24 protein-coding genes are annotated in these 25,543 nt (G+C 38.5%); 18 read left to right on the top strand and 6 right to left on the bottom strand.

Annotated elements, in window-relative coordinates:
- Nucleotides 1–11: 11 nt before the first annotated feature.
- From AC106K_RS03465 to AC106K_RS03440, 6 genes are all read left to right on the top strand, one after another.
- Nucleotides 12–935 carry a PfkB family carbohydrate kinase gene (locus tag AC106K_RS03465; RefSeq protein WP_047096397.1) on the top strand — a complete coding sequence of 308 codons (924 nt, stop codon included), beginning with the start codon at nucleotides 12–14 and terminating at the stop codon, nucleotides 933–935.
- Between the two features lie 86 nt (nucleotides 936–1,021).
- A complete protein-coding gene (locus tag AC106K_RS03460; protein ID WP_482443405.1) occupies nucleotides 1,022–2,389 on the top strand; it encodes a peptidylprolyl isomerase in 1,368 nt (455 codons plus the stop codon).
- Nucleotides 2,390–2,523: 134 nt separating this feature from the next.
- Nucleotides 2,524–3,030 (top strand): hypothetical protein, encoded by a 507-nt coding sequence (locus AC106K_RS03455; protein WP_482443404.1) that lies wholly within the window; start codon nucleotides 2,524–2,526, stop codon nucleotides 3,028–3,030.
- Nucleotides 3,031–3,131: 101 nt separating this feature from the next.
- A complete protein-coding gene (locus AC106K_RS03450; RefSeq protein WP_482443403.1) occupies nucleotides 3,132–4,076 on the top strand; it encodes an NAD(P)H-dependent flavin oxidoreductase in 945 nt (314 codons plus the stop codon).
- A gap of 8 nt (nucleotides 4,077–4,084) precedes the next feature.
- A complete protein-coding gene (locus AC106K_RS03445; protein ID WP_482443402.1) occupies nucleotides 4,085–4,855 on the top strand; it encodes an alpha/beta fold hydrolase in 771 nt (256 codons plus the stop codon).
- A 165-nt stretch (nucleotides 4,856–5,020) separates the two neighbouring features.
- The gene (locus tag AC106K_RS03440; RefSeq protein ID WP_482443401.1) at nucleotides 5,021–5,866 is read left to right on the top strand and encodes a GLPGLI family protein; all 846 of its coding nucleotides are present in this window, start codon (nucleotides 5,021–5,023) and stop codon (nucleotides 5,864–5,866) included.
- Nucleotides 5,867–5,902: 36 nt separating this feature from the next.
- On the opposite strand, the gene AC106K_RS03435 is transcribed toward AC106K_RS03440, so the two are convergent.
- From AC106K_RS03435 to AC106K_RS03425, 3 genes are all read right to left on the bottom strand, one after another.
- On the bottom strand, nucleotides 5,903–6,388 hold the full coding sequence (locus tag AC106K_RS03435) for a hypothetical protein (RefSeq protein WP_482443400.1): 486 nt from the start codon (nucleotides 6,386–6,388) through the stop codon (nucleotides 5,903–5,905).
- Nucleotides 6,389–6,584: 196 nt separating this feature from the next.
- Nucleotides 6,585–7,202 carry an HD domain-containing protein gene (locus AC106K_RS03430; protein ID WP_482443399.1) on the bottom strand — a complete coding sequence of 206 codons (618 nt, stop codon included), beginning with the start codon at nucleotides 7,200–7,202 and terminating at the stop codon, nucleotides 6,585–6,587.
- 28 nt (nucleotides 7,203–7,230) lie between these two features.
- Nucleotides 7,231–7,530, bottom strand: coding sequence for a rhodanese-like domain-containing protein (locus AC106K_RS03425; protein WP_047096392.1), 300 nt, complete (start codon nucleotides 7,528–7,530; stop codon nucleotides 7,231–7,233).
- 313 nt (nucleotides 7,531–7,843) lie between these two features.
- Here AC106K_RS03425 and queG point away from each other — a divergent pair, with 313 nt between their 5' ends.
- The 8 genes from queG to AC106K_RS03385 all read left to right on the top strand — a co-directional run bounded on the left by queG (nucleotide 7,844) and on the right by AC106K_RS03385 (nucleotide 17,684).
- The gene (gene queG / locus AC106K_RS03420) at nucleotides 7,844–8,782 is read left to right on the top strand and encodes a tRNA epoxyqueuosine(34) reductase QueG (RefSeq protein WP_482443398.1); all 939 of its coding nucleotides are present in this window, start codon (nucleotides 7,844–7,846) and stop codon (nucleotides 8,780–8,782) included.
- A 359-nt stretch (nucleotides 8,783–9,141) separates the two neighbouring features.
- Entirely contained in the window at nucleotides 9,142–9,825 is a 684-nt protein-coding gene (locus AC106K_RS03415; RefSeq protein ID WP_082126163.1) for a TIGR02117 family protein, read from the top strand.
- 2 nt (nucleotides 9,826–9,827) lie between these two features.
- The gene (locus tag AC106K_RS03410) at nucleotides 9,828–10,478 is read left to right on the top strand and encodes a murein L,D-transpeptidase catalytic domain-containing protein (protein ID WP_482443397.1); all 651 of its coding nucleotides are present in this window, start codon (nucleotides 9,828–9,830) and stop codon (nucleotides 10,476–10,478) included.
- A gap of 10 nt (nucleotides 10,479–10,488) precedes the next feature.
- Nucleotides 10,489–10,941 carry an SRPBCC family protein gene (locus AC106K_RS03405; protein ID WP_482443396.1) on the top strand — a complete coding sequence of 151 codons (453 nt, stop codon included), beginning with the start codon at nucleotides 10,489–10,491 and terminating at the stop codon, nucleotides 10,939–10,941.
- A gap of 687 nt (nucleotides 10,942–11,628) precedes the next feature.
- Nucleotides 11,629–11,961, top strand: a complete 333-nt coding sequence (locus AC106K_RS03400) for a hypothetical protein (protein WP_482443395.1) — start codon at nucleotides 11,629–11,631, stop codon at nucleotides 11,959–11,961.
- Nucleotides 11,962–12,021: 60 nt separating this feature from the next.
- Entirely contained in the window at nucleotides 12,022–13,110 is a 1,089-nt protein-coding gene (locus AC106K_RS03395; RefSeq protein WP_482443394.1) for an efflux RND transporter periplasmic adaptor subunit, read from the top strand.
- 28 nt (nucleotides 13,111–13,138) lie between these two features.
- A complete protein-coding gene (locus AC106K_RS03390) occupies nucleotides 13,139–16,261 on the top strand; it encodes an efflux RND transporter permease subunit (RefSeq protein WP_482443393.1) in 3,123 nt (1,040 codons plus the stop codon).
- Nucleotides 16,242–17,684, top strand: a complete 1,443-nt coding sequence (locus AC106K_RS03385; RefSeq protein ID WP_482443392.1) for a TolC family protein — start codon at nucleotides 16,242–16,244, stop codon at nucleotides 17,682–17,684. The genes AC106K_RS03390 and AC106K_RS03385 overlap by 20 nt, the downstream gene beginning before the upstream one ends.
- Nucleotides 17,685–17,925: 241 nt before the next feature.
- On the opposite strand, the gene AC106K_RS03380 is transcribed toward AC106K_RS03385, so the two are convergent.
- Nucleotides 17,926–18,354, bottom strand: a complete 429-nt coding sequence (locus AC106K_RS03380; protein ID WP_047096384.1) for a cold shock domain-containing protein — start codon at nucleotides 18,352–18,354, stop codon at nucleotides 17,926–17,928.
- Nucleotides 18,355–19,084: 730 nt separating this feature from the next.
- Here AC106K_RS03380 and AC106K_RS03375 point away from each other — a divergent pair.
- On the top strand, nucleotides 19,085–19,840 hold the full coding sequence (locus AC106K_RS03375; RefSeq protein WP_047096383.1) for an SDR family oxidoreductase: 756 nt from the start codon (nucleotides 19,085–19,087) through the stop codon (nucleotides 19,838–19,840).
- A gap of 111 nt (nucleotides 19,841–19,951) precedes the next feature.
- Here the strand turns inward: AC106K_RS03375 and lgt are convergent, their stop codons facing one another.
- A complete protein-coding gene (lgt, locus tag AC106K_RS03370; RefSeq protein WP_482443391.1) occupies nucleotides 19,952–20,788 on the bottom strand; it encodes a prolipoprotein diacylglyceryl transferase in 837 nt (278 codons plus the stop codon).
- Between the two features lie 214 nt (nucleotides 20,789–21,002).
- Between lgt and AC106K_RS03365 the strand changes: the two genes are divergently transcribed.
- A complete protein-coding gene (locus AC106K_RS03365) occupies nucleotides 21,003–21,311 on the top strand; it encodes a low affinity iron permease family protein (protein WP_482443390.1) in 309 nt (102 codons plus the stop codon).
- Between the two features lie 13 nt (nucleotides 21,312–21,324).
- Here AC106K_RS03365 and AC106K_RS03360 read toward each other — a convergent pair whose 3' ends face one another.
- Nucleotides 21,325–22,329, bottom strand: coding sequence for a LacI family DNA-binding transcriptional regulator (locus AC106K_RS03360; RefSeq protein WP_482443389.1), 1,005 nt, complete (start codon nucleotides 22,327–22,329; stop codon nucleotides 21,325–21,327).
- A gap of 280 nt (nucleotides 22,330–22,609) precedes the next feature.
- Here AC106K_RS03360 and AC106K_RS03355 point away from each other — a divergent pair, with 280 nt between their 5' ends.
- A complete protein-coding gene (locus tag AC106K_RS03355) occupies nucleotides 22,610–23,860 on the top strand; it encodes a site-specific integrase (RefSeq protein WP_482443388.1) in 1,251 nt (416 codons plus the stop codon).
- A gap of 579 nt (nucleotides 23,861–24,439) precedes the next feature.
- A complete protein-coding gene (locus AC106K_RS03350) occupies nucleotides 24,440–25,513 on the top strand; it encodes a DUF932 domain-containing protein (RefSeq protein WP_482443387.1) in 1,074 nt (357 codons plus the stop codon).
- Nucleotides 25,514–25,543 lie beyond the last annotated feature (30 nt).

The raw sequence follows: 25,543 nt of genomic DNA, 5'->3' as shown, positions 1-25,543 counted from the left end.
TTGAAAAATATATGAAACTTTTAGTTGTAGGAAGTGTTGCATTTGATGCAATTGAAACACCATTTGGTAAAACGGACAAAATTTTGGGTGGTGCAGCCACTTATATTGGAATTACATCATCTATTTTAGGCGTTAAATCCGGTATTGTTTCTGTAGTAGGAGGAGACTTTCCACAAGAGCATCTTGATATGTTCACAAACAGAGAAGTAAACATCGAAGGAATTGAAGTAGTGAAAGAAGGAAAAACATTCTTCTGGTCAGGAAAATATCACAATGACCTGAACACCAGAGATACTTTGGCTACAGAAGTAAACGTATTGGAGAACTTTGATCCTAAAATTCCGGATTCAATGCAGGATGCTGAGATCTTACTACTTGGAAACCTACACCCTGGAGTTCAGTTATCTGTCCTTGAAAAAATGAACAACCGTCCTAAGCTTGTTATCCTTGATACCATGAATTTCTGGATGGATTGCGCATTGGATATTCTGATGGAAATGATTGCAAAAACAGACGTTATTACCATCAATGATGAAGAAGCAAGACAACTTTCCGGAGAATATTCTTTAGTGAAAGCTGCCAAAAAGATCCACACTATGGGTCCTGAGTATGTGATCATCAAAAAAGGAGAGCACGGAGCACTTCTTTTCCATGACAATAAAGTATTTGCAATTCCTGCACTTCCGTTGGAAGATGTTTTCGATCCTACAGGAGCCGGAGATACATTTGCCGGAGGTTTTGCGGCTTACCTTGCTAAAAAAGGAAAAATTGATTTCGATACCATGAAATCTGCTTTGATCGTAGGATCTGCAATGGCTTCATTTACTGTTGAAAAATTTGGAACTGAAAGAATTCAGGAAGTACAGGAGTCTGATATGTTCAGCAGATTGAGACAATTCAAAGAATTAACGACATTTGATGTTGAACTGCAGTAAATAAGTCTTTTTAAGAAATATTTATAATAAAAAATTGAGTGAAATTCGTTAAGAATTCTAAATTTGCAACTTGTTAAAATAGTAAAATGACAAATAAACTAAAAATCACTTTTCTTCTTGGGATTTTCATGATGATGTTCTCTTCAAATATGATGAATGCCCAGCTAAAACAAGGAGATTTAGTGGATGGTATTGCTGCTGTTATCGGGAACGAAATCGTTTTGGAATCAGATGTAATCGAGCAGATGAATTATGGAAAACAGCAGGGAGCTAGTAATACAGACAAATGTGAGTTCCTTGAAAACCTTATCAGCAATAAGCTTCTTGTATATGAAGCAAAAAAAGATACATTGATCGAAAACCGTTCTGCTGCGATCAAAGAACAGGCTAACGCAAAATACCGTCAGTTGCTTTCTCAATTTCCGGATGAAAAAACATTGCTTGCCGCTTATAAGTTCAGAAATGCTTACGAAATGAAGAATGCTATCGAGAAAATCGATACAGACCAATATTACGGACAGGCAAAATATGGTAGAATTACCGACAAAGCAGACGTAACCCCTAATGAGGTGACTGACTTCTACAACATGTATAAAATGCAGTTGCCACAGGTAAAAGAAGAGGTTACCCTGGCTCAGATTATGATGTATCCTACTTTGACGGAAGCACATAAGCAGGACCTGATCAACAGGCTGAAGAAGATCAAGCAGGACATTCTTGGCGGAGAAACTTTTGAAAGCCAGGCGAGAATTTATTCAGAAGATGAAGGATCTGCGGCCAACGGAGGTTTATATAAAAACATCAACAAAGGACAGATGGTGAAGCCATTTGAAGCAGCTGCCCTAAACCTTCAGGAAAATGAAATTTCTGACCCTATTGAGTCTGAATTCGGATTTCATATTATTCAGTTATTGAAAAGATCAGGTAAGGTATATGATGCAAGACATATCCTTTTGAAAGCTACTCCTACAGATGACGAGATGAAGACTGCAAAAGCAAAATTAGACAGCATCAGAGGGCTTATTCTGGATAAGAAAATGACGTTTAAAGATGCTGCTTTCAAGTTTTCAGATGATAAAAGAACCAAGTTTAATGCTGGGATTATCCCGGGAGCAGACGGTTCCGATAAAATTGAAAGAGAAAGTATTCCTGGAACCATCAGTTACGAATTGGCAGGATTGAATAAAGGAGATATTACAACTGCTTTCGATGAAGAAGAGAACAGAAGAAAAGTAGTGAAAATCCTTAAACTGGAAGACGAAATTCCTGCTCACCAGATTACTTTAGAAAGCGATTTCAGCCGAATCAAGCAGATGGCGCTGAATAAAAAGAAAAATGAAATGATTGAAAAGTTTGTCAACTCTAAATTACCGACAACTTTCATTTCTATAGATGGCCGTTACGATAACTGTAGCTTTAAGGCTAACTGGAAAAAAGAATCCATCAAAAAATAAAATCAAGACCTTCAGAATTTCTGAAGGTTTTTTTTTGAATATATAGAAGGGAAAAATCATTTTTCCAAATTAAGTTTAAGGCTTATTCTATAGATGTAAACAGGACTTTTGATACCTTTACCAAAACTGACACGATGGATTATCTTTTTTATCTTAAAGAGTTTCGCTCTGCTGTAGCAAAAATTCCTGAGGAAAGATTTGAGACTTTTGATTTAAAAGTAAATGTAGATAGGGTTCTGGAATCTGTAGCGCTTAAAGTTTATAAACTTGAATGGTCTGGAGATGTGTTATCACCGCTGGATGCAAAAGGGCGGATTTTCTTTTCCATATGGATCAATGATAAAACGATTCGGGAAGGGAAGATGTATTATAATATCCATGCTTTAAAGCTCAGGGAATTGAAAAATTATTCACTGTCAAGCCGAAATTTTGCACAGGATTTTAGAAATGAATTTTTGAAATACAAAGAAGATTGGCCTAATCTAAGTCTGGACTTTGGTCCACTGACCTTGATGGAAGGTTGGGTTGACTTTAAGGAAGAGAATGTTCAGGATAATATAATCAAACTCATTCAGAAATTTTTAAAAGTCAGTTCCGTTATAGATAAAGTTTTAGCACCGTATAAAAAAACTAATATTTAGCATATTTTATAAGGAATAGAGAGGTCTGGCAATCATTGTTTTTAGTATTTTTACGCATGAGCAATTTTATAGATTTCAATTCGGCAAAAAAAATTCATGATATGCAGGCTAGTCAAAATAAAATTTCAGAGCTTTTCAATATCAAATATCCAATTATACAGGCAGGAATGATCTGGCATTCAGGATGGAAACTGGCTTCTGCGGTATCCAACTGTGGCGGGCTTGGCCTTATCGGAGCAGGAAGTATGTATCCCGATATTTTAAGAGAAAACATTCAGAAATGCAAACAGGCAACGGATAAACCTTTTGGAGTGAACGTTCCTATGCTGTATCCGAACCTTGAGGAAATTATTCAGATCATTCTGGAAGAAGGCGTGAAAATAGTGTTTACTTCAGCCGGGAATCCGAAAACATATACGGAAACTCTTCAGAAAGAAGGAATAAAGGTTGCTCACGTAGTGTCTTCCACCAAGTTTGCAGTAAAATGTGAAGATGCAGGAGTAGATGCAATAGTAGCGGAAGGTTTCGAAGCTGGCGGGCACAACGGAAGAGATGAAACCACAACATTCTGCCTTATTCCCAATGTAAGAAAACATATTTCCAAACCGTTGATCGCAGCAGGAGGTATTGCACTGGGGTCACAGATAAAAGCGGCTATGATTTTAGGAGCTGACGGGGTGCAGATTGGTTCCCGTTTTGCAGCGACTACAGAAGCAAGTGCCCATGAAAACTGGAAAAAGAAAATTACGGAGCTGCAGGAAGGAGATACACATCTTACCCTGAAAGAACTGGCCCCTGTAAGAATGGTTAAAAATAAATTTTTCAATGAACTGGAAGAAATCTACCAGGGCGGAAGAAATAAAGAAGCTTTAATTGCTTCATTGGGAAGAGCAAGAGCCAAAAAAGGAATGTTTGAAGGTGATATGGAAGATGGCGAGCTGGAAATAGGACAGGTTTCTGCTCTTATTGATGATATACTTCCCGTAGAAGCTGTTTTTAATCAACTGTTAAAAGAATTTGAAGAGGTAAAAATGCCAACATTGTAAATTGCTGAATGGAAGGAAGAATAATTGATGTAAAAGGACAAAAGCTATATACAGAATATCATAATTCATTTGAAAACAGACCTACCATTGTGTTTTTACACGACTCACTGGGGTCTGCACAGCTTTGGAGAGATTTTCCGGCAAAATTATCTGAAGCAGCACAATGCAACGTTCTTGCTTATGATCGGTTAGGATATGGGAAATCATATCCGATGCCTACCCATGAAAGACCGGTGAACTATATGGAGCTTGAAGCGGATTTATTAAACAATCTGTTGGCTGAAATGAATATTGATCACGCCATTCTTTTCGGACATAGTGATGGTGGAACCATTGCATTGCTTACTGCAGCAAAATATCCTGAAAGAGTAAAAGCCGTAATTTGTGAAGCCGGGCATATTTTTGTAGAAGAAGTGACTTTAAAGGGAGTTTATGATGCCTGGGAAGCCTATAAGACCACAAATCTTCCGGAACGTCTGCAGAAATATCATGGAGATAAGGTGGAAACCTTATTCAGAGCCTGGACAGAGACATGGACTCGTGATGATTACAGAGCCTGGAACATCGAACATTTTTTGAAACAGATTATTTGTCCTCTATTGTTTATTCAGGGTGAGGCCGATGAATACGGGACATTGGATCAGGTTGAAAAAACAGTTTCTCAGGTAAGCGGAACTGCTGAAAAATACATCATTCCGGAAGTAGGACACACTCCACATAAAGAAGTTCCCGAGCTGGTGCTGGAAAGAGCTGCAGAATTTATCAATAATAAGTTTTAGTATATAATAAAACCCACACAATAAACAGATGAAGCTATCTCAGAAACGAGATAGCTTTTTTATTAAAAGAAATATAGATCTCTTTTGTAGACACTCCTAAAAAGTGTTTTTCAGTAAACGAATAAATATGTATATTGATGCTCACCAAAACCATCAGAATAAACCATGAAATATTTCGTTTTTATCTTCTTTCTTTTTACGCAGTTTGTATCAGCGCAGAATAAGCGCTTCATCTATCAGTATACCTTTATTCCGGATTCTACGGATAAAGCAAATGTGGTGAAAGAATTTATGTTTTTGGAGGTGTCAGGTAATAGTACATCTTCCTTTTTCAGCCAAAGAAAATATCAGTCTGACTCCACAATTATGGCGCCTGCCAATAAAGGTAAAATGATAATGCCTCCCATGGACCTGACCGTATTGTACACCATCGAGAAAAAAGGAGGTAAAGTATTTTATAAAACGTTGGGAAACTCAGCCCAAATGAGAATAAAAGTCAATGACGAAAGAAAACTGGATTGGAAGATTCTTAATGACAAGCAGAAAATACTGAATTATAATGCACAAAAAGCATCATTAAATTTTGCAGGAAGAGCATGGAATGCCTGGTTTACACAAGCTATCCCTCTTCAGGATGGACCGTATAAATTTCACGGACTTCCAGGGCTTATCGTGAAGATGGAGGATGCTACCAAGAGTCATATTTTTGAATTGGTAGGTATATCAAATCTTCCTGATGATTATTCTTATCCGGAGCGCTACCAGTTTGCAAAAGAAGTAGAATTTAATAGGGATGAATACCAAAAGTATTATACAAAATACAGAAAAGATCCTGCTGCTGTTGAAAAGCAGTTGTATATAGAGGGGAAAATTCCTGATCAGAGAGACAGTTCCGGCAATTTACGGACAGGCGCTCAGGTTCTTAGAGAAATAGAAGTAGCCGCTAAAGAAAACGTAAAAAAAGATAATAATATCATTGAAATTGATCTGCTGAAAGCAGTAAACAAGTAAAAAAAAGAGATGTCAGATAACATCTCTTTTTAAGTTTTATTTTTTAGGCTGTAAAGAAAAATTATCCAGATAAACGGCCTGATGTATTCCGTTTAGCAAGACTTTCAGTCCCAGATTTGAATCCTTTTTTAAAGAGATATTGAAGGTCTTTTTATCTCCTGTTATCTTTGAAGATTTTACGATTGAAACAAATGATTTTGGATCAGATGCATTGTTTACAGAGAATACTTCAAGCGTTGTTTCTCCTCCGTTATCTGAAGTATCAAGAGAAAGGGTATAATTTCCTGCTTTAATTTTGGGTGTGATCAGATACATATTTTCTCCCGGGCTGGTCATCGAATAAAATACAATCCTTTTGTCAGTGGCGTATAGCATTGCTTTTCCTGCCTGGGCAGTCCAGCATTTATTAATATCTTTCCAGGTATCAAAATTTTCTGTAAGGGTAGATACCGTTTTACATTGTGCATTTACTGTTAGAAAACCTCCCAAAGAGGCTAGTCCCATCAATACGATTTTTCTCATACGTTATTTATAATGAGTAAAAATAAGGAAAAAAACTCAATGAAAGATTATTGTTTAAAGCTTATGAGTCTTTATCTTAATGATATTTGTTAGGTTAGCTTTCATTATTGAAATTTGTACATATTGCACATAATATCATCGAAATTGACCTGTTGAAATCAATAGAATATTGGGAAAATAGAAATTGAAGCTTCTTCTATAATAACTGAAGTTCTTTTTCAATATTTTCTTTGGCTTGAACCTCGTATTTTCCTTTAAAATATTCGGTTTTGAAGATGCTTTCAAGCTCAAGGAAATGTCTCAGCACTTTTTTTCGGCCGGGTTTATAAAGGAAATCAGGATAAATAGAATATTCTTTCCTGATCTTTTGAGTATAATCCAGATAAGTTTTCCAGTCTTTTCCAAGAACCGATAAGTCGGCATCCAACAGAAAATTAATATCTGAATTTTCAGAATTCTGGTGGGATTTTGTAGCAATGATCTGATTTGAAACAATGGCAGTCTCTTCTTTGCTTAAGCCTAGTTCAGTAAGCCTTTTTTTTGCCGTTGATGCACTTTTCTCCTCATTAGATTTAGAAGTAGCATCATAGATGACATCATGATAGAATACCGAAAAGGAAACCAGACTAAAATTTGAAATAGAGTCTTTTATCGCTTCAAGTTCCTCAAACATACGCCCAAGATGCAGGAGATCATGATAATATCTGCCTTTTTCAGTATATTTTGTTTCAATCTCTTTCCATAAACGGGCAATAAGGTCCTGATTTTTGGTAAAAGGGGAACAAAGCCGTATAAACCGATCCTTTAGATTCATGGTGAAAGGGGATAAAAAAAGGAACTTTTTAAAAAGTTCCTCTGTTTGCTTCAAGAACGTCTTTCAGCTCAGCCCAGCCTCCGCCGTTATAACCGTCCTTCAATCCTTGAGAAGTAAGATATTCCAATGCTTTTCCGCTTCTGTTTCCACTTCTGCAGAATAAGATTACCGGTTTTTCAATAGACAAAATCTCATCTTGTCTGTCTTCTACTTCACCAAGAGGAATATTCTTCGCTCCTTCTATATTACCGTCCATTTCAAGCTCCATAGGCTCACGAACGTCGATCAATTCATAGTTTCCGGATTGTATTACTTCTATTAAAGACATAGTTGTTTATTTTAAACATTAAATTATGAACGAAATTACGCAATTTTTTTTTGAAAAAAATCCTAATTAAAACATAATTTTTTCAGAAAGGAAACCATCATGAAATGGAAAATAAAGCCACTCTGAAATGGAACAGATATAAATTTTTAACTTTATCTAGGTGATAGAATAGAGGAACAGCACATTTTTTACAGAGAAAATAGATCTCAAAAGATTTTACACATTAAGAATTCCAGGATCTGTGGGGATATTACACCGGATTTTTGAAAACCGGAAGATTGATAAAATAATCTTAATTTTGCAGGGTGAAATTATGAACGCAGGCGCTGAAAAATATTCCCAACTGATCAAATCCAAGGCAAAAAGTTTTGGATTCCAGAGTTGTGGCATTTCCAAAGCCGATTTTCTGGAAGAGGATGCACCGCGCCTTGAGAAATGGCTTAAGAATAACTTCAATGGCGAAATGAAGTATATGGAAAATCATTTTGATAAAAGACTGGATCCAAGGCTTTTGGTAGAAGGTTCCAAATCGGTGATTTCATTGTCATACAATTACTTTCCTAAAGAAAAAATATCGATTCTTGAGAACTATAAAATCTCAAAATATGCCTATGCAGAAGATTATCATGAGGTGATCAAGGAAATTCTCCGTGAGATGGTTGCAGAACTGCAGGAAGAGATCGGAGAATTCGGATTCAGAGTCTTTGTAGATTCTGCACCTGTTTTGGAAAGAAGCTGGGCCCGGAAATCTGGAATAGGATGGGTGGGGAAAAATGCCAATCTTATTACCAGGCAGAGCGGTTCTTTTTACTTTCTGGCGGAAATTATCTGTGACCTCGAGCTGATTCCAGATCATGAAACTACAGATCATTGCGGAACATGCAGAAAATGTATTGATGCCTGTCCCACAGATGCCATCGTTTCCGAAAAGATCATTGATGGAAGCCGCTGCATTTCTTATGCCACCATAGAGCTGAAAAACGAAATTCCGGATCATTTCAAAGATAAAATGGAAGACTGGATGTTTGGCTGTGACATCTGCCAGGATGTATGCCCGTGGAACAGATTTGCTGCTCCTCATCAGCAAAGCAGGTTCATGCCTAATGAAGCATTGAAAAATTTCACAAAAGGAGAATGGAAGGATCTTACTCAGGAAATCTTCTCTGAGATCTTCAGAAAATCACCGGTGAAAAGAACCAAATTTGCAGGCCTGAAGCGGAATATTGAATTTTTACAGAAATCTTCAGACTGATTTTGGCCCAAACTTATGGTGACAATCCCTTCTTTGGAATTTCTCTGACTTCCAAACTAAAGCTGATAATCGACCATTCCTTAGATTTTTAGCTCTGAGGAGGTAAAGATTAATAAAGATAAATGAGCTGAAAAGCCTTTCCTAAAAAGAAAAATTGACTCTCAGGAGATCAGATCTCACCGAAAATCAACGTTTTTTTTGTATTCTTTTTGGAGCCGTTTTCACTCTTACTTTAAATCTTTTTTGGGACTTGGTATTTTTACGCATATTTATGAATATTTCGTAACTAAATATAACCATTTTTTCGATTAAAACAAATACTTTTACATAAAAATGTAGATTAAATTTTATTAAAAAACATGACTGTGAAATCTGTATTACTGTATATTCTGAAAATTCTGGGAATCATTCTGGGAATTGTGGTTATTTATGTTGTTCTGGGATTACTGATCCCTTATATCCCTGTTTCTGCCAAAGATGACGGCCAAAAGAAAGAAATTCCCATCTATATCTATACCAATGGAGTGCATACCGATATTGTGATGCCTGTAAAAAATGATCTTCAGGACTGGAGTCTTAAAATACCTTTCGCCGATACAAAATCTAAGAAAACAGATTACAGCTATATCGGAATAGGATGGGGAGACAAAGGCTTTTATCTCGATACTCCCACATGGGCAGACCTCAAATTTTCAACCGCTGTAAAAGCAGCATTTTGGTTAAGCGACTCAGCAATGCACTGTACCTATTACAGAACCATGAAAGAAGGCGAAGACTGCAAGATGATCATGATCAGCAGAGGACAGTATGAAAATCTGGTGAAATATGTAGAAGATAAGTTCGACAGGGATCAGAACGGCAATTTTATGCTAATTCCTACCAATGCCGTATATGGGGATAATGACGCATTCTATGATGCTAAAGGGACATATAGCTTTATGTATACCTGCAATACATGGTCGAATAACGCTTTAAAAGCTGCCGGTCAGAAAGCCGCACTCTGGACACCATCAGATTTTGGAATCTTTCAGCATTACAAATAAGAATGTACCGTACTTTTCTATTGTGTACCCTGCTTTTCGCTGTTTCCTGTACTCATGATAAAAAAGAAGAACAGAGAGACAAAGCTATTCCTGAGACTGTGGCCGTTGAAAAGAAACCTGAAGCAGACCTATCCAAAATAAAAATAAAAGCCGGGGAAGCATTAGAATTCTGTACCTCAAAGAAATTCAATACCGATTTCTGTATTTTGATCGATATGAGTCTTCATTCCGGAATAAAGCGTTTCTTTGTCTGGAATTTTAAAACAGGTTCCATAACAAAACAATATCTGGTAGGCCACGGCTGTGGGTTCAATTCATGGAGTAAAGATGAGTCTAAGTCAAATCCTGGATTCAGTAATGAAGACGGAAGTCACCTTTCATCTTTAGGAAAATACAGGCTGGAGGGAAGAGGATACAGCGATTGGGGAATCAATATCAAATACCTGATGCACGGTCTCGAAGAAACCAATAGCAATGCCCTGAAAAGATTTATAGTCTTTCACTCCTGGGATCAGATGAGTGATGAAGAAGTCTTTCCCAAAGGTTCACCGGAAGGCTGGGGGTGTCCCACCATTTCCAATAATGCCATGAGGGAAATTGATCCGATGATTCAAAAATCAGGAAAACCCGTTTTGATGTGGATTTATAATTAAAAGAAGTAAGATGAGACATACCCTTTTCCGTGAGCAACAACTCAACTGTGATATAGAAACAGCCTGGAAATTCTTTTCCTCAGCCAATAATCTCTCAGAGATTACGCCAAAAGACATGGGCTTTGTGGTATTGACAGAAATGACAGATGATGAGATCTATGAAGGCATGCTTATCGATTATTACGTATCTCCATTATTGGGAATAAAAATGAAGTGGCAGACAGAGATCGTACACGTAGATTTTCAAAAAAGCTTTATCGATTTTCAAAAAAAAGGACCCTATAAATTATGGAATCATCACCATGAATTTATTCCCAATGAAAATGGAGTCTTAATGAGAGATACTGTTGATTACGAACTTCCAATGGGATTTCTGGGAGAAATGGCCCACAATCTTTTCGTAAAAAAGAAATTGGAATACATTTTTGATTACCGTTTCAGAGTCCTCAGCAAATTATTCTAGCTATAAAATTTTAATCATTCAATAGGAACGGGCTTTAGCCCGTTTAATAAAAAAACAAAATTTCGATTGGCTTCAGCCAAAACCTAAAACCATCAATAATCAGAGATATTATTTTTTTATTCTGATTCTGAATTTTAGAGATTGTATTCCTGTGGAATGACAGTGTGCATGAATAAACTTAGCATCTTGTTGATCATTCTGTAGAAATCGGATCAATCTCAAAAGTTATGGACTAGGCAAAAAGTTTGGTTAATCTAAAGAGGAAAAATGTTCTATTCTTCACAGATTAGAATCAACAGTTGTGGATATAGGGTTTCACGCAAAGCTTCATGTTTGTGTATGCTTTATTTAAGTGAGCTAAGAAGGGATCGATTTTCAATCGATCTGAAGAAACGATCGCATTGTCACAAAGGTTCATCAGCGACGAAGTTGCATTACTTAGCCTTTTAAAATAAAGTATTCGAATCACTAATTCTTTGTGTCTATAAAATTTAGAATAATCAATCGGTATTCAATTCTTTTACCACAGCTTTTAAGCATGATCCAGAAAATCCAAACTCAAATTAATAGAATTATTCATTCATTGTTTAAGTTTTTTTAACAATTCAATGGCCGGATTTTCCAGTAAAAATCACTACTTTTGCGGGATTATCGTTTTTTACGAAAAACTAATGTGTTCTGATTGACATGGCAGGTCTGAGGTCATTTTTCTTATTCTATATCATACTGGTTTTTACCCTTTTCAACTCGAATTGGGCAGAAAATTCGTTGCAGGATATTCCCCATGTACCTCATCTGAATAATATTCACCTGCTGGATGTTTACGAAGAGGCAGATATGAATACGCATGCATTGCCTGCAGCCTCTAAAATCGTAAAATATTCTACCCGTAAAGAAGATTCCGCCGTTGGAGATTTTTCAGGAATATTAAAAGTAATTCCGAAAATAAAGCTTCCTGAGATTGCGGTCTCTATCATCTGTGGGGTCAAATCATTTCTCCATCTCCTCCAGTTGTTTTAGGTTTAAGTTATTGAATACCAAATTACTTTAACGAAGATTTTATAACCTAAACATTCAAAAATGTATTTTAAAAACGTAATAATTTGCAGCTTTGCAATATTATTCGCTGTGTCATGCAGTAAAGACAAGAAAAAAGACAGTCAGAAAGAGAAAGAAGTTCCCATACTTGAAATCAAAGAAAAAGATACCCTTGTAAGCAATCAGTTTGTAACGGATATTCAGGCTAAAAAGAACGTGGAGATGCGTTCCAGAATTGGCGGAATTATCCAGCATATTTATGTGAATGAGGGGCAGTTTGTTCATCAGGGGCAGCCTCTGTTTAAGATCAACGATGCTGAATTGCAGATGGAACTTTTAAAAGCCAATGCCACTTTGAAACAGACCCAGGCTGATGTACGGATTGCTGAAGTAGAGCTGAAGCAGATCCAGAGTCTTCATGCTAAAAAGTTTGTTGCCAACAATGAACTGGAAATGGTAAAAGCAAAACTTTCATCTGCCCAGGCCAAAAATGCCTTTGCTGATGCAGAAAAAAGAGCGGTTCTTCAGAAAATAGGTTTTACAAAGATTACCGCTCCATTTGATGGGGTGATTGATGTCATTCCGCTTAAAGACGGAAGTTTGGTGGAAAATGGAACTTTATTGACTACATTATCCCAGCTTAATGAGGTCTATGCCTATTTCTCCATTCCGGAAAACGTATACTTTGAGCTTTTGGCCAATGATAAGATCGGGAATCATCAGAAGATTGAGCTGACACTACCTAATGGAGTCAATTATCAGTTTAATGGAGCTTTAAAGACCGCTGAAGGGGAAATCGACCGAACTACAGGTTCTATCCGTTATAAAGCCCTTTTCCCTAACCCGGACCATCTGATCAAACACGGTACTTCGGGAAAACTTATCATTTCCGAACAACAGAATAACGCGATCCTTATTCCACAGAAGTCTACATTTTCTATCCAGGACAAGACTTATGTTTTTGTAGTGGATAAACAGAACAAAGTGAAAATGACCAGCATTAAGATCGGAGCCACCCTGAGAGATTCCTATATGGTGGAAGGCGGTCTTAAAAAAGGAGATTTAATCATTTATGAAGGGACTCAGTCTTTGAAAGATGGTGATGTAATCAAAATCAAAAAGAAATATTAACCTTTCATAATCTTTAAATCAATTTACCATGGTAGAAATGTTTATAAGACGAAAGGTGCTTTCGTTGGTTATTTCCATTGTATTTGTACTCCTTGGGATCATGGCACTTCTGAAAATGCCAATCACTCAGTTCCCGGATATTGTACCGCCTTCTGTAACGGTAACGGCAAAGTATACGGGAGCGAATGCCGAAGTATCTGCCAATGCAGTAGCACTTCCGCTGGAACGTGCCATCAATGGAGTACCGGGGATGACGTATATGTCAACAGTGACTTCCAATGACGGGCTTACCCTGATTCAGGTTTTCTTTGAAGTAGGAACAGATCCCGATGTAGCTGCAGTAAACGTTCAGAATAGAGTAACAACCATCCTTGATGAATTGCCGGAAGAGGTAATCCGCGCCGGGGTAACGACGGAAAAAGAGGTCAACAGTATGCTGATGTACCTCAATATTACCAGTACAGACCCAAGCCAGGATGAACAGTTCATTTATAACTTTACGGACATCAATGTTCTTCAGGAGCTGAAACGTATTGACGGAGTAGGGCGTGCGGAGATCATGGGGCAGAAAGAATATTCCATGAGAGTATGGCTGGACCCACAGAAAATGGCAGCCTATAATATTTCAGCAGATGAAGTGATTACTTCTCTTCAAAAACAGAATATTTCTGCGGCTCCGGGAAAAGTGGGAGAAACCTCCGGGAAAACTTCCAGCCAGCTTCAGTATGTCATTAAATATAAAGGAAAATTCTTTGAACCTAAACAATACGAAGAAGTTCCCATCAGATCTGATGTAGATGGAACAATTCTGAAACTGAAAGATATTGCCAAAGTAGAATTTGGAGCGATGAACTACGGAATGGTTTCCAAAACGGACGGAAGACCTTCCGCATCTATTATGATGAAACAGCGTCCGGGTTCCAATGCCTCTGAAGTTATCGAAAGCGTAAAGGCTAAAATGGAAGAACTGAAAGTCTCTTCTTTTCCTCCGGGAATGGAATATAATATGGCTTATGATGTTTCCAGATTCCTGGATGCCTCCATCAGTGCGGTACTCACCACCCTTATCGAAGCTTTTATTCTGGTAGGAATCGTTGTATTTATCTTCCTGCAGGACTGGCGCTCAACATTGATTCCTGTATTGGCAGTTCCTGTGGCACTGATAGGAACTTTTGCCTTTATGAATATGATGGATTTCTCAGTCAACCTGTTAACCTTGTTTGCGCTGGTACTGGCTATCGGAATTGTGGTGGATAATGCCATCGTCGTCGTAGAAGCCGTCCATGTAAAAATGGAAGAAGGAATGAATGCGATGGATGCCACCATCAGTGCCACCAAAGAAATTGCAGGAGCTGTCGTGGCGATCACCATCGTAATGTCTGCCGTATTTATTCCGGTAGCGTTTTTGGATGGTCCTGTAGGCGTTTTCTACAGACAGTTTTCATTAACGCTGGCTATCAGTATCGTTATTTCAGGAGTCAATGCACTGACGCTTACTCCGGCACTTTGTGCAATTATTTTAAAACCTCATGACCATCATAAAAAGAAAACAATCGTTGATCGTTTCTTCCAGAGTTTTAATACCGGTTTTGATCGGTTGACCAATGGATATGTTGGGGTTTTGTCAAAATTTGCGACCAGAACGACAGTTACTTTTGGCTTATTGTTCCTGTTTGTAGGATTAACCTTTGTAACCAGTAAATTCCTGCCAACCGGATTTATCCCGATGGAAGACCAGGGAATGGTGTATGTAAGTGTGACCACTCCTCAGGGAGCAACAGTAGAAAGAACAGAAAAAGTACTGGATGAAGTAACAGTATTGGCAAAGAAAATTGAAGGAGTAGAAAATGTAACGACCCTTGCCGGATACAGCATTGTAACAGAAATTGCAGGTTCCTCTTATGGAATGGCGATGATCAACCTTAAAGACTGGAAAGAGAGAAAAATCTCAGTCAATGACCTGATTGCAGAACTTTCAGAAAAAACAAAAAGCATTGCCGATGCCCAGATCGAGATCTTTGCGCCACCCACCGTGCCCGGGTTCGGAAATACCAGTGGTTTTGAATTGCGTTTACTCGACAGAACCGGAGGAACGATTGAGAATACGGATAAGATCACCAAAGATTTTGTTAAAAAGCTGAATGCCGCTCCGGAACTGCAAAATAACTTTACCAGTTTTGATGCTACTTTCCCGCAGTATATGATCAATGTAGATTATGATATGGCCGCTAAAAAAGGAGTTTCAGTAGACAATGCAATGTCAACGTTACAGACTATGCTGGGATCATATTATGCCACCAACTTTATCCGTTTCAGCCAGATGTACAAAGTGATGGTTCAGGCAAGCCCGGAGCACAGAGATACCCCGGAGAGCATTCTGAACCTCTATCTTAAAAACGATAAAGGAGAAATGGTACCATTCTCAACATTCATCACCATCGAGAAAGTTTATGGTCCTGAAGTATTGACGAGGTACAATATGTATATGTCGGCAATGATCAACGGAGAGCCTGCCGATGGCTACAGTTCGGGAGATGCCATTGCCGCAGTAGAGCGTGTGGCCAAAGAAAACCTTCCAAGAGGTTTTGACATCGAATGGTCCGGAATGACAAGAGAAGAGATTTTATCAGGTAACCAAACTGTTTATATCTTCCTGATCTGTCTGTTGTTCGTTTATCTTTTATTAGCTGCACAATACGAAAGTTTCCTTCTTCCGATGCCCGTACTTTTAAGCTTACCTACAGGAATCTTTGGTTCCTACATTGCTTTGGTAGCAGCCGGATTAGATAATAATATCTATGCACAGGTTGCCCTGGTCATGTTGATTGGACTTTTGGCTAAAAATGCAATCCTGATTGTAGAATTTGCCGTAGCCCGGAATAAACAAGGCTTTGATATTATTCCTGCAGCTATTGAAGGAGCAAGGCAGCGTCTCCGTCCTATCCTGATGACTTCTTTTGCTTTCGTTGCAGGGCTTATCCCTCTGTGTATTGCATCAGGAGCAGGTGCGATAGGAAACCGTTCCATTGGTACTGCTGCGGCAGGAGGGATGTTACTGGGAACCATCTTTGGATTAGTTGTCATTCCGGGACTGTATATATTCTTTGCAAAACTTGAAAATAAGAAGAAAGATGAAAAGATCAAATCATAAACATATATTGTACGGAATCGCTGCATTAAGCCTGGTTTCATGTGCTGTTCCTAAGGTAGCTGACCTGAAAAAAGCCCAGACACTGCCCGAAACTCCAATTAAAACCGCAAGTTCAGAGGAATTTCAGCAGCTGAATCTGAAAGCCTATTTTACAGATGCACACTTGCTTGACCTTTTTGATAAAGTAGTACAGGCCAATCCTGATTTTCAGATTGCCCAGCAAAGAGTAGAGATTGCCAACAGCTTCCTCCAGCGTTCAAAAATGGATCTTTTACCTTCTCTTGAGATAGGGGCGGAAGTTTCCGGCAACCGATATGGCAAATATACGATGGAAGGAGTAGGAAATTATGATACCAATCTTTCACCCAATATTACCGAAGATCAGAAGATCAACCGTGATTTTACACCTAATTACTGGTTGGGAGCAAGAAGCAGCTGGGAAATTGATGCCTGGGGGAAACTGAAAAATAAAAGAATTGCGGCACAGAAGAAGTTTCTGGCTTCTACAGAAGGACTCCGGTTACTTCAGGTAGAGCTTTTCACAGATATTGCCAATTTGTATTATCAACTGGTAGCTTTAGACAACCGTCTGGCTATTTATCAGAAAAACTATAAACTTCAGCAACGGGCATTCGAAATTGTACTGGCACAGCGTGAAGTAGGAAAAGCTACGGAACTTGCCGTACAACAGTTTAAAGCCCAGAACAACAACTGGCTGGCTGAGATTGAGCATATCAAAGTAGAGATTGTTACAGTAGAACAGGCGATTACCACACTTACGGGAAGTTATGGAGGAGAAGTAAAACGTGGGAAAATACTGATGCCTACCAATATGGATGTTTTAAACAAAACCATTAATGTAGAAGCGGTGATTCACTCGAGGCCGGATGTTGCGGCTAATTATTACGTTTTGGAAGCTTCCCAGGCCGATGCCAAAGCTGCCAGAGCTGCTTTTTACCCGAAAATCGATCTTGGAGCCGGCTTTGGACTGAATTCTTTCTCTGTGGAAACCCTGTTTAAGCCAAGCTCACTGGCCGGACAGCTCTTAGGTGGATTAATGGTTCCTGTTTTCAATAAAGGACAATTGAAATACGAATTTAAAGTAGCCAGTAAAGAGCAGGAAATTGCCTTCCTGAATTACCAGAAAAGCATTACCACTGCATTCAATGAACTTCAGTCTATTCTGAAACAGACCAGGATCTATGAACGGGTTTTGAAACTGAAAGCAGAGGAAGTTGGTTTTCTTGACCGTGGGGTTGAGGTATCCAATGATTTATACCTTACAGGATATGCCAATTACTTTGAGCTGATCAATTCTCAGAAGAGTAAGCTGACTGCTGAATTGGATCTGCTGCAGTTCCAGCATCAGAATACAAGGAATAATGTTCTGCTGTTTAAAGCACTGGGCGGAAAATTGGATTAGATCATTAAGAGATGAAGTTATTAAGGGCAGTAGGAGTAATTTCCTTCAAAAGAAAACTGTCCTTAATACTTTTTAAAGCCTTATTCAGATTTAAATATGTAATAATACTCTTTTACCGGTTTTGTAAACCGGCCCATTTTTATTTTTTTACGATGTATGATGAAAGCCACCTGAAAAGGTGGCTTTCTGTATTGTATAAAACATATCTTCATCTATAGAAAATATGCTGATGGGTCAGATATTATTTGACGATCTGGATTTCAACTGCAGAAAATCCTTTTGGAGACTTTTCTTTTTCAAAAGAAACTTTGTTCCCCTTTTTTACCGGTTCCACACAGTTGTTGTTGTGGAAGAAGATATTTTCTTTAGAATTATCTTCCGTGATGAAACCATATCCTTTTTCACTCAGGAAAGTCACAATTCCTGTTTTTCTTGGATCTTCTTCAATAATAGGAGCTGCACCCAGTTGAATATCATCAAGGTTTACTTCCTGTCTCTGTTCAGGTGGAGTAGAGGTTAATCTTCCGAATTCATCTACGTACATGAATACGTCCTCCATGTCCTTACCTTTGTTGTTGTTCGTTTTACGTTCTTCGCGTCTTAGCGCTTTTTCTTTTTGCTTTTGAATTTTTTTCTTGAAATTTTCCTTTTTAGAAAAAGAATCTGCCATAAATTATTTTTAGTATTTAGTTTCTTAAATTGTATTGGTTCAATCAGGTCTTTCTGGACCTATAAAGCCTGCCGTTGTTTCCTGCCTTTGGATATTCCCAATCATACAGAGCTTTAAAATTCCGACAAGTATTGTTCTGGGTAGAAGAATAAAAGTTAAAAAATATGGCTGCTCAAAAAGCAAAGACTGAATAAAAAGATATTCTCGTCGTTACAGAAAACAAAATATTGACTTGGTTACTAGCGTACAAATATACAACAATAAAATGAATAATCAGGTTTTAAATGATTGATTATCAGAAATGGTTTTCAGGAGTCCTGTCGCTGAATACCTTATAGGGCTGAATTGAAGATCAGATCAAGCAATTGATAAGGTTTATAAGAAATCCCCAGCAGGCTGAGGATTATAAAAAAATATATTATAGAATGAAGTGGTGTATAATACGGGTGGGAAGTATCAAATGTTGTGCCTAAAATTCACATATTTTAGAAAACGGAAAAGAAGTGTTTAATACTAAAGGTGTGCTTTAACCCGTATCTGATTGGTAGATAGTAGAATATTATAAAAAAGGTGTTTGTATAAATTCTGGATTTTTTTTACTCCGTTTCATGCGTACATCAGCACATTCCAATAGATCATCTTAATTTTAATGCAATTTCCGAAAATTTCACCATGCTGAGATCTTATTTATTATCCATCTTTGCTTTATTAACATTTAAAACAAAAAAGAATGTCAACACACAATGTAAATGGAAAAGTTGTTTTGATCGCCGGGGGAGGTAAAAACCTGGGAGGATTATTAAGCAGAGATTTTGCTGCAAAAGGAGCAAAGCTGGCCATCCACTATAATAGTGAAAGCTCAAGAGCAGATAGTGAAAAAACGCTTGCCGAAGTTCAGGCGCTGGGAGCCGAAGCATTTCTGTTTCAGGGCGACCTTACCAAAGTAGAGAATATTACCCGATTTTTTGATGAAACTATTTCCCGTTTTGGCGGAGTAGATGTTGCGATCAATACAGTAGGGATGGTATTGAAAAAGCCTTTTGCAGAGACTACAGAAGCGGAATATGATACCATGTTCAATGTGAATTCAAAATCAGCTTACTTCTTTTTGCAGGAAGCAGGTAAAAAACTGAATGATCATGGGAAGATCTGTACCATCGTAACTTCATTATTAGCGGCATATACAGGTCTGTATTCCACTTATGCAGGAGCGAAAGCACCGGTAGAACATTTTACCAGAGCTGCTTCCAAAGAATTCGGGGGCAGAGGTATTTCTGTAACCGCAGTAGCGCCAGGTCCAATGGATACTCCTTTCTTCTACGGCCAGGAAACAGATGATGCAGTAGCTTACCACAAATCGGCATCAGCATTGGGAGGACTTACTGATATTAAAGATATTGCCCCATTGGTTGAGTTTTTAGTCACTGATGGCTGGTGGATCACTGGACAGACTATTTTTGCAAACGGAGGCTATACTACAAGATAATCTTTTATTACGCTAAAAAAGAAACTCACTGAAAAAAGACTTTCAGTGAGTTTTTTATTGAATACGTATAAACGTTCTCTTAACGAATAAGAATCAAGGGAGTACCAGCGATTACGTTGTTTTGATTTTTCCCTTTTCTCTCATACTTTTGATCATGAAGAACAATCCCAGAAGCACAAAAGGAATACTCAGAAGCTGACCCATATTCAGACTCATTCCATGCTCAAATTCAACCTGATCTACCTTGATGAATTCAATCAGAATTCTCATCACAAAGATGAGCAGAATACTGATCCCGAAATAGAATCCCTGTCCGATCCTGAATATATTTTTCTTATAAATAAAGTAAACAAGCAGAAAAATAATCATGTAGGAAATCGCTTCATAAAGCTGGGCCGGGTGTCTCGGCAGATCATCAACCTGTCTGAAAATGAAAGCCCATGGCACATCAGTAGGTATCCCAATGATTTCCGAATTCATCAGATTGGCCAGCCTGATAAAAGTACCGCCTAGCGGAAGTACAATGGCTATGGCATCCAGTATGGTCATAAACGGGATTTTATATTTTCTGGCATACAGCAGAAGAGCAATCACAAGTCCAATTCCGCCACCGTGGCTTGCCAGTCCGGCAAATCCTGTAAAGTGGTAGGCTCCGTCCGGACCTTGCTGGATAGGTAAAAGTATTTCAACCGGATGCTGAGAATAATAATCGAAATCATAAAAAAGACAATGCCCTAGCCTGGCTCCCAACAGAATTCCGATCAGTGCATAAGAAAATAAGGCATCATGCGCTTTTGAGCTGAGGTTTTCTTTTTTATAAATATGTTTTAAAATGTTCAGGCATAAAACAAGCCCTGTAAGAAATAATAGTCCGTAGTATTTTAAAGGGATTCCTAAAATATTGGCGATTTCAGGATTGATGTCCCAGTTGATGTATAATAAATTCATTGATATTGTTGTCGGAGTTTTGTGGATGCAAAAATAAGAAAATAGGATTTTCCGGATAAAACGATAGCATTCAGGTGATCTATGATCTGAATCATAAACTGTTAGCGGTATCTTGTATACCTTTAATGATGTACCATTGCAAAAATAGAAACCTGAAAATTTCCTTTCCTTTTATCAGGGTGACTATCAAACCAACTTCTTAAAATATACCATTATGATAAAAAATATTTTTGACAAACTGGCCCATTGGCCCGGTTATACCTTATTGGGAATTACAGGACTTGCTGTAATATTCCTAAAGAATACACAGAGCAGGGACCTTAAAGAGCTTCAGGCCAAACTTGATGAATTGATTGCTGCGAGTAAGAAAAGCATGCTGGAACACCGGTTTCAGGATTTAAAGGAAGAAGAGCTGAATCAGCTTCAGGATTTCCATAAAAATGTAGAAATCCAGCGTGCCGAAAGCCTCGCCGAAAATGATGAAAAACCGGAAAAGGAAATTACCTATTATCGGTATAAATAATTGAAATTACCTGTTAAGTTGAAGCTCTGTAAACCAGCTCTGCATCCATCAGCACAGTTCTGCTCGGAGCCTTACTGTCTTTTATTTTTTCCAATGCCAGCGCTGCGGCCGCTTCACCCATTTTTTCCAAAGGCTGCTGTACACTGGTGAGCTGAGGATACACCATAGATGACAATTCCGTTCCTGAAAAACTGGCTACAGATACCTCATCAGGAATACTTATTTTCTGTTCCAGAAGAAAATTCATCGCTCCCATGGCCAGGGTATCACTGAACGCAAAAATGCTGTCAAACTGAACATTCTTATCCAATATTTGTCTGATCGCTTTTTTTCCGTGCTCAAAAGTCATTCCATCTGTTTGTACAATCAGGCTTTCATCAAAAATATTGTATTTCGTGAGAATGCGTTTATAGCCATTCATCCTTTCCGTAACATTGGGGATCGTGGAGGGACCCATGATATGTACAATTCTTTTTCTTCCTGTTTTAATCAGATATTCTACCATTAATGAAGATTTAATATAATCGTCAATAATCACTTTCGAAACATCCAGAGATTGATGAGGGAGCCTGTCAAAGAATATCAAAGGCGTTCCTTGGTTCATGATATGCTCATACATATCATTATTCTGAGTTTCATGACAGAGGTTGATAATAATGGCATCCACATTAAACTCTTCCATCAGCTGCAGATTTTTCCTTTCGATAAGAGGATCTTCGTCTGATTGTGTGATGATGATTCTGTACCCTAGCGGATACAGAATATTCTGAATTCCTTTAAGAACTTTCGAAGAAAACGGGGTGATCATTTCCGGGACTACAAATCCTATCGTCTTAGATTGTCCCGATTGTAAACTTAATGCCGTAAGGTTAGGTTTATACCCCAATTTTTCTGCCGCATCCAGTACTCTTTTTCTCGTTTCTTCATTTACATTTTTATCATGAAGGAGCGCTCTGGAGATGGTAGAGGTAGATAATGACAAAAATTTGGACAGATCTTTAATCGTAATACGTCTCATCAGGCATGTTTTTTGGATAAAAAAGATTAGTAAAAAGCAAAAATAAGCAAAACGGTTAAAACCTTTGCTATACAAGGCTTTATAAAAAGAGTAGTCTTAGTTCGGAAGTCGGTGTCTGATAGGTTTGGGGCTTAAATTGACAAGGTTAGGTTACTAATTCGTTACCGATTGACAAAGGTAATGATATGGCTTAACTGATTATATTTCAGTCTTTTGCGCCCTTTTCTACATTCCCTTGTAACTCAATGTAATTTAATTTTAAACATTAAACATTTGAGTTATGGAGCAGACAAAAAAATCGACGTTCAAACTGCTTTTCTATCTGAAAAAGAACGAACTGAAAAAGAACGGTAATGCACCAATTATGGCACGTATTACCATCGACGGAACACCCAAAACTTTCGGAACAAAGTTAGAAATAAACCCCAATAACTGGGATTTAAAACACGGACGAGTACAGGGCAAAAGTGCGCAGGCACTAAGCATCAATAAAAAACTGGATAACATACGTGGGCGTATCGACAAGATTTATGAAGATATGCTGAAGCACGAGGGCTTTGCGACCGCCCAAAAAGTAAAGCTGTCGTTTTTAGGTGTGGGTGTAATGGATGATGCTATCCTAAAAGTTTTCAACGACCAAAATGAGGATTTTAAAAAATTGGTCGAAAAGGAAGAACGCTCACAAAGCACCTACAACAAGTATATCACGGTTTACAATCATCTTACCACGTTTATTAAGGAACGCTATCATCGTGACGATATGGCTTTCCGGGAATTAACTGCCGATTTTATCCGTGAGTTTGATTTTTACCTACGGTATGATTTACAATCTTCCCACAATACGGTTTGGGTGTACACGATGCCTGTATTAAGTTTGGTTGAACTGGCTATTAAAAAGGGCTTGATACGTGATAATCCGTTTCAGGATTATGACATCAATATGGAAGAAACCGACCGGGGTTATATCCTTAAAGAAGATGTAGAAAAGCTGATGATGTGCATACCGTCCCATCCACGATATGAACTGGTAAAAGACCTGTTTATTTTCAGTTGCTTTACCGGACTTGCATATGCGGATATTAAGAAACTGACAAGGAACAATATTCAATCATTCTTTGACGGTCATCAATGGATTATCAGCAGGAGAAAGAAATCAGATATTGCTTCCAATGTTCGGTTAATGGAAATCCCCAAACGTATCATTGAGAAGTATCAGGGTACGACAAGGAATGAATTTATCTTTCCGGTTCCGACTAATGCAACCTGCAATACACACATAGGCAAACTGGTTGAAAAGGCGGAGATTATTACGGAGCAAAAAGTAACCTTTCACACGGCAAGGCATACTTTCGGAACAATGTTTTTGACCGAGGGCGTACCGCTTGAAAGCCTTAGCAAAATGATGGGGCATAAAAACATTTCCACCACACAGATTTACGCTAAAATCACAAGCCAAAAAATCAGTAAGGATATGGATTTAGTTACCCCTAAATTCAAGGCTATGGAAGAAGCGTTTATGATGGCAATCTAATCGGCTTTTATGTAATCACAATGAGCAGAACTTAATGGTTCTGCTTTTTTTATGCCCATACTTTTTGTGTAGGTAAAGCACATTTACTTTCCTCTACCCAGTCCAACACTGTAAAAGAGCTTATTACCTACTTGCTAAATAGAAAATTGAAAAACGAAGCCCTTATCTAACGCCCCTTGCTATTCCATTTTTCAAATCTCTATTACAGGCTATCATAGCCTGGTCATTAATGCCATAAAAATTTAGAATAGAAAATTTCCACAATCAACCGGTAAAAAGGCAGCTAAGTTATAGCGGGCAGCCACCCCACACGCCCAACCAAAAGACTACGGCATAATGGCAAGGCAAAATGCTGGCTTCGCCGAGTTGCTGTGTGTTGCCTTGCCACCCTCCGGGACTTATTCCGTTTCCTTTCGGTTTTGCGCTGTTGCCCGCTTGGATTATCTGCTTTCTTTTTTCCGGTTTTTCTTTTGGAAAAATTTATGCGAAGCGAAGCGGAGCAAACCACAACAGGAAGCGGGAAACGAGAAAAGCGAGTGAGTAAATAACAATTTTTTCAAACATCAAAATTTTAGCATTATGGCACACAACATCAATTTCAACGAGCAAACAGGACGTCATTCATTTTTCAGCGTTCAACAAAAAGCGTGGCACGGTTTGGGGCAAATCGTAGAGCAATACCCAACAAGCGAGGAAGCAATCGTACACGCAGGTTTAGACTACGAGGTTATCAAATCCCCACTGTTCACACAGGGCAGAACAATGAGCATAGGCGACAGCGGAGAACTGATTGAAGCCAATGACATCTTAGTACCTAACAGTTTCGCCACACTCCGCACCGACACCAATACACCATTGGGTGTAGTAGGCAAAGACTACCATATCGTACAAAACCGTGAGGCATTTAATTTCTTTGATGCTATTGTAGGTGGAGGCGAGGGAATATTGTACGAAACCGCAGGGGCATTGGGCAACGGGGAACGCATTTTTATCACTGCCAAGCTACCCGACTATATCCGTGTAGGTAACGGCGACGACGTAACAGAAAAGTACATTTTCTTAACCACAAGCCACGACGGTAGCGGAAGTATTACCGCAGCATTTACCCCTATCCGTATCGTATGCCAAAACACCCTTAACGCTTCATTGCGGAGTATGACCAACGTAGTGCGTATCAAACACACGTCAGGAGCAAAACAACGCCTTGAAAACGCTCACAAGGTTATGGGACTTGCCAACACCCTAAGCACACAGTTAGAGAACATTTTTAATGACTGGGCTAAAGTAAGGGTAACAGACCGAGAAGTAAGAAAGCTAATCCAGTTGGCACTTTGCCCGAACAAAGAAACGTTTAAATTGCTCAAAAAAGGTGCGGAAGATGAAGTTTCCACCGTGTTCAAAAACACCGTAGATGATGCCTTTGAATACGCTATGATAAGCGACACCCAACAAATGGCAACTACCAAAGGCACATTATTCGGGACTTACAATGCCGTTACAGGTTACTTTCAGAATGTACGCAATTACAGGGATGGCGAAGCCAAACTACAATCTATTGTAATGGGTGGTACAGCACAGCTAAAGACCCAAAAAGCCTTTGAACTGTGTACAGACTTTGCCTATTCGGGAGCAGAGATTTTCAAATTCAATTAATCAACAATGGCGACTGCCTGCAAAGGTGGT

The organism is Chryseobacterium sp. FR048 (assembly GCF_056844665.1).
This window is presented reverse-complemented; position numbering and strand designations above follow the sequence as displayed.

Bases quoted from the DNA above. Each gene is read 5' to 3' on its own strand.
- AC106K_RS03405 (WP_482443396.1), top strand. From the start codon at position 10,489: ATGAGACATACCCTTTTCCGTGAGCAACAACTCAACTGTGATATAGAA.
- AC106K_RS03390 (WP_482443393.1), top strand. From the start codon at position 13,139: ATGGTAGAAATGTTTATAAGACGAAAGGTGCTTTCGTTGGTTATTTCC.
- AC106K_RS03385 (WP_482443392.1), top strand. From the start codon at position 16,242: ATGAAAAGATCAAATCATAAACATATATTGTACGGAATCGCTGCATTA.
- AC106K_RS03375 (WP_047096383.1), top strand. From the start codon at position 19,085: ATGTCAACACACAATGTAAATGGAAAAGTTGTTTTGATCGCCGGGGGA.
- AC106K_RS03445 (WP_482443402.1), top strand. From the start codon at position 4,085: ATGGAAGGAAGAATAATTGATGTAAAAGGACAAAAGCTATATACAGAA.
- AC106K_RS03400 (WP_482443395.1), top strand. From the start codon at position 11,629: ATGGCAGGTCTGAGGTCATTTTTCTTATTCTATATCATACTGGTTTTT.
- AC106K_RS03465 (WP_047096397.1), top strand. From the start codon at position 12: ATGAAACTTTTAGTTGTAGGAAGTGTTGCATTTGATGCAATTGAAACA.
- AC106K_RS03360 (WP_482443389.1), bottom strand. From the start codon at position 22,329: ATGAGACGTATTACGATTAAAGATCTGTCCAAATTTTTGTCATTATCT.
- AC106K_RS03350 (WP_482443387.1), top strand. From the start codon at position 24,440: ATGGCACACAACATCAATTTCAACGAGCAAACAGGACGTCATTCATTT.
- AC106K_RS03450 (WP_482443403.1), top strand. From the start codon at position 3,132: ATGCAGGCTAGTCAAAATAAAATTTCAGAGCTTTTCAATATCAAATAT.
- AC106K_RS03395 (WP_482443394.1), top strand. From the start codon at position 12,022: ATGTATTTTAAAAACGTAATAATTTGCAGCTTTGCAATATTATTCGCT.
- AC106K_RS03455 (WP_482443404.1), top strand. From the start codon at position 2,524: ATGGATTATCTTTTTTATCTTAAAGAGTTTCGCTCTGCTGTAGCAAAA.
- lgt (WP_482443391.1), bottom strand. From the start codon at position 20,788: ATGAATTTATTATACATCAACTGGGACATCAATCCTGAAATCGCCAAT.
- AC106K_RS03380 (WP_047096384.1), bottom strand. From the start codon at position 18,354: ATGGCAGATTCTTTTTCTAAAAAGGAAAATTTCAAGAAAAAAATTCAA.
- AC106K_RS03365 (WP_482443390.1), top strand. From the start codon at position 21,003: ATGATAAAAAATATTTTTGACAAACTGGCCCATTGGCCCGGTTATACC.
- AC106K_RS03435 (WP_482443400.1), bottom strand. From the start codon at position 6,388: ATGAGAAAAATCGTATTGATGGGACTAGCCTCTTTGGGAGGTTTTCTA.
- AC106K_RS03430 (WP_482443399.1), bottom strand. From the start codon at position 7,202: ATGAATCTAAAGGATCGGTTTATACGGCTTTGTTCCCCTTTTACCAAA.
- AC106K_RS03415 (WP_082126163.1), top strand. From the start codon at position 9,142: ATGACTGTGAAATCTGTATTACTGTATATTCTGAAAATTCTGGGAATC.
- queG (WP_482443398.1), top strand. From the start codon at position 7,844: ATGAACGCAGGCGCTGAAAAATATTCCCAACTGATCAAATCCAAGGCA.
- AC106K_RS03440 (WP_482443401.1), top strand. From the start codon at position 5,021: ATGAAATATTTCGTTTTTATCTTCTTTCTTTTTACGCAGTTTGTATCA.
- AC106K_RS03410 (WP_482443397.1), top strand. From the start codon at position 9,828: ATGTACCGTACTTTTCTATTGTGTACCCTGCTTTTCGCTGTTTCCTGT.
- AC106K_RS03425 (WP_047096392.1), bottom strand. From the start codon at position 7,530: ATGTCTTTAATAGAAGTAATACAATCCGGAAACTATGAATTGATCGAC.
- AC106K_RS03460 (WP_482443405.1), top strand. From the start codon at position 1,022: ATGACAAATAAACTAAAAATCACTTTTCTTCTTGGGATTTTCATGATG.
- AC106K_RS03355 (WP_482443388.1), top strand. From the start codon at position 22,610: ATGGAGCAGACAAAAAAATCGACGTTCAAACTGCTTTTCTATCTGAAA.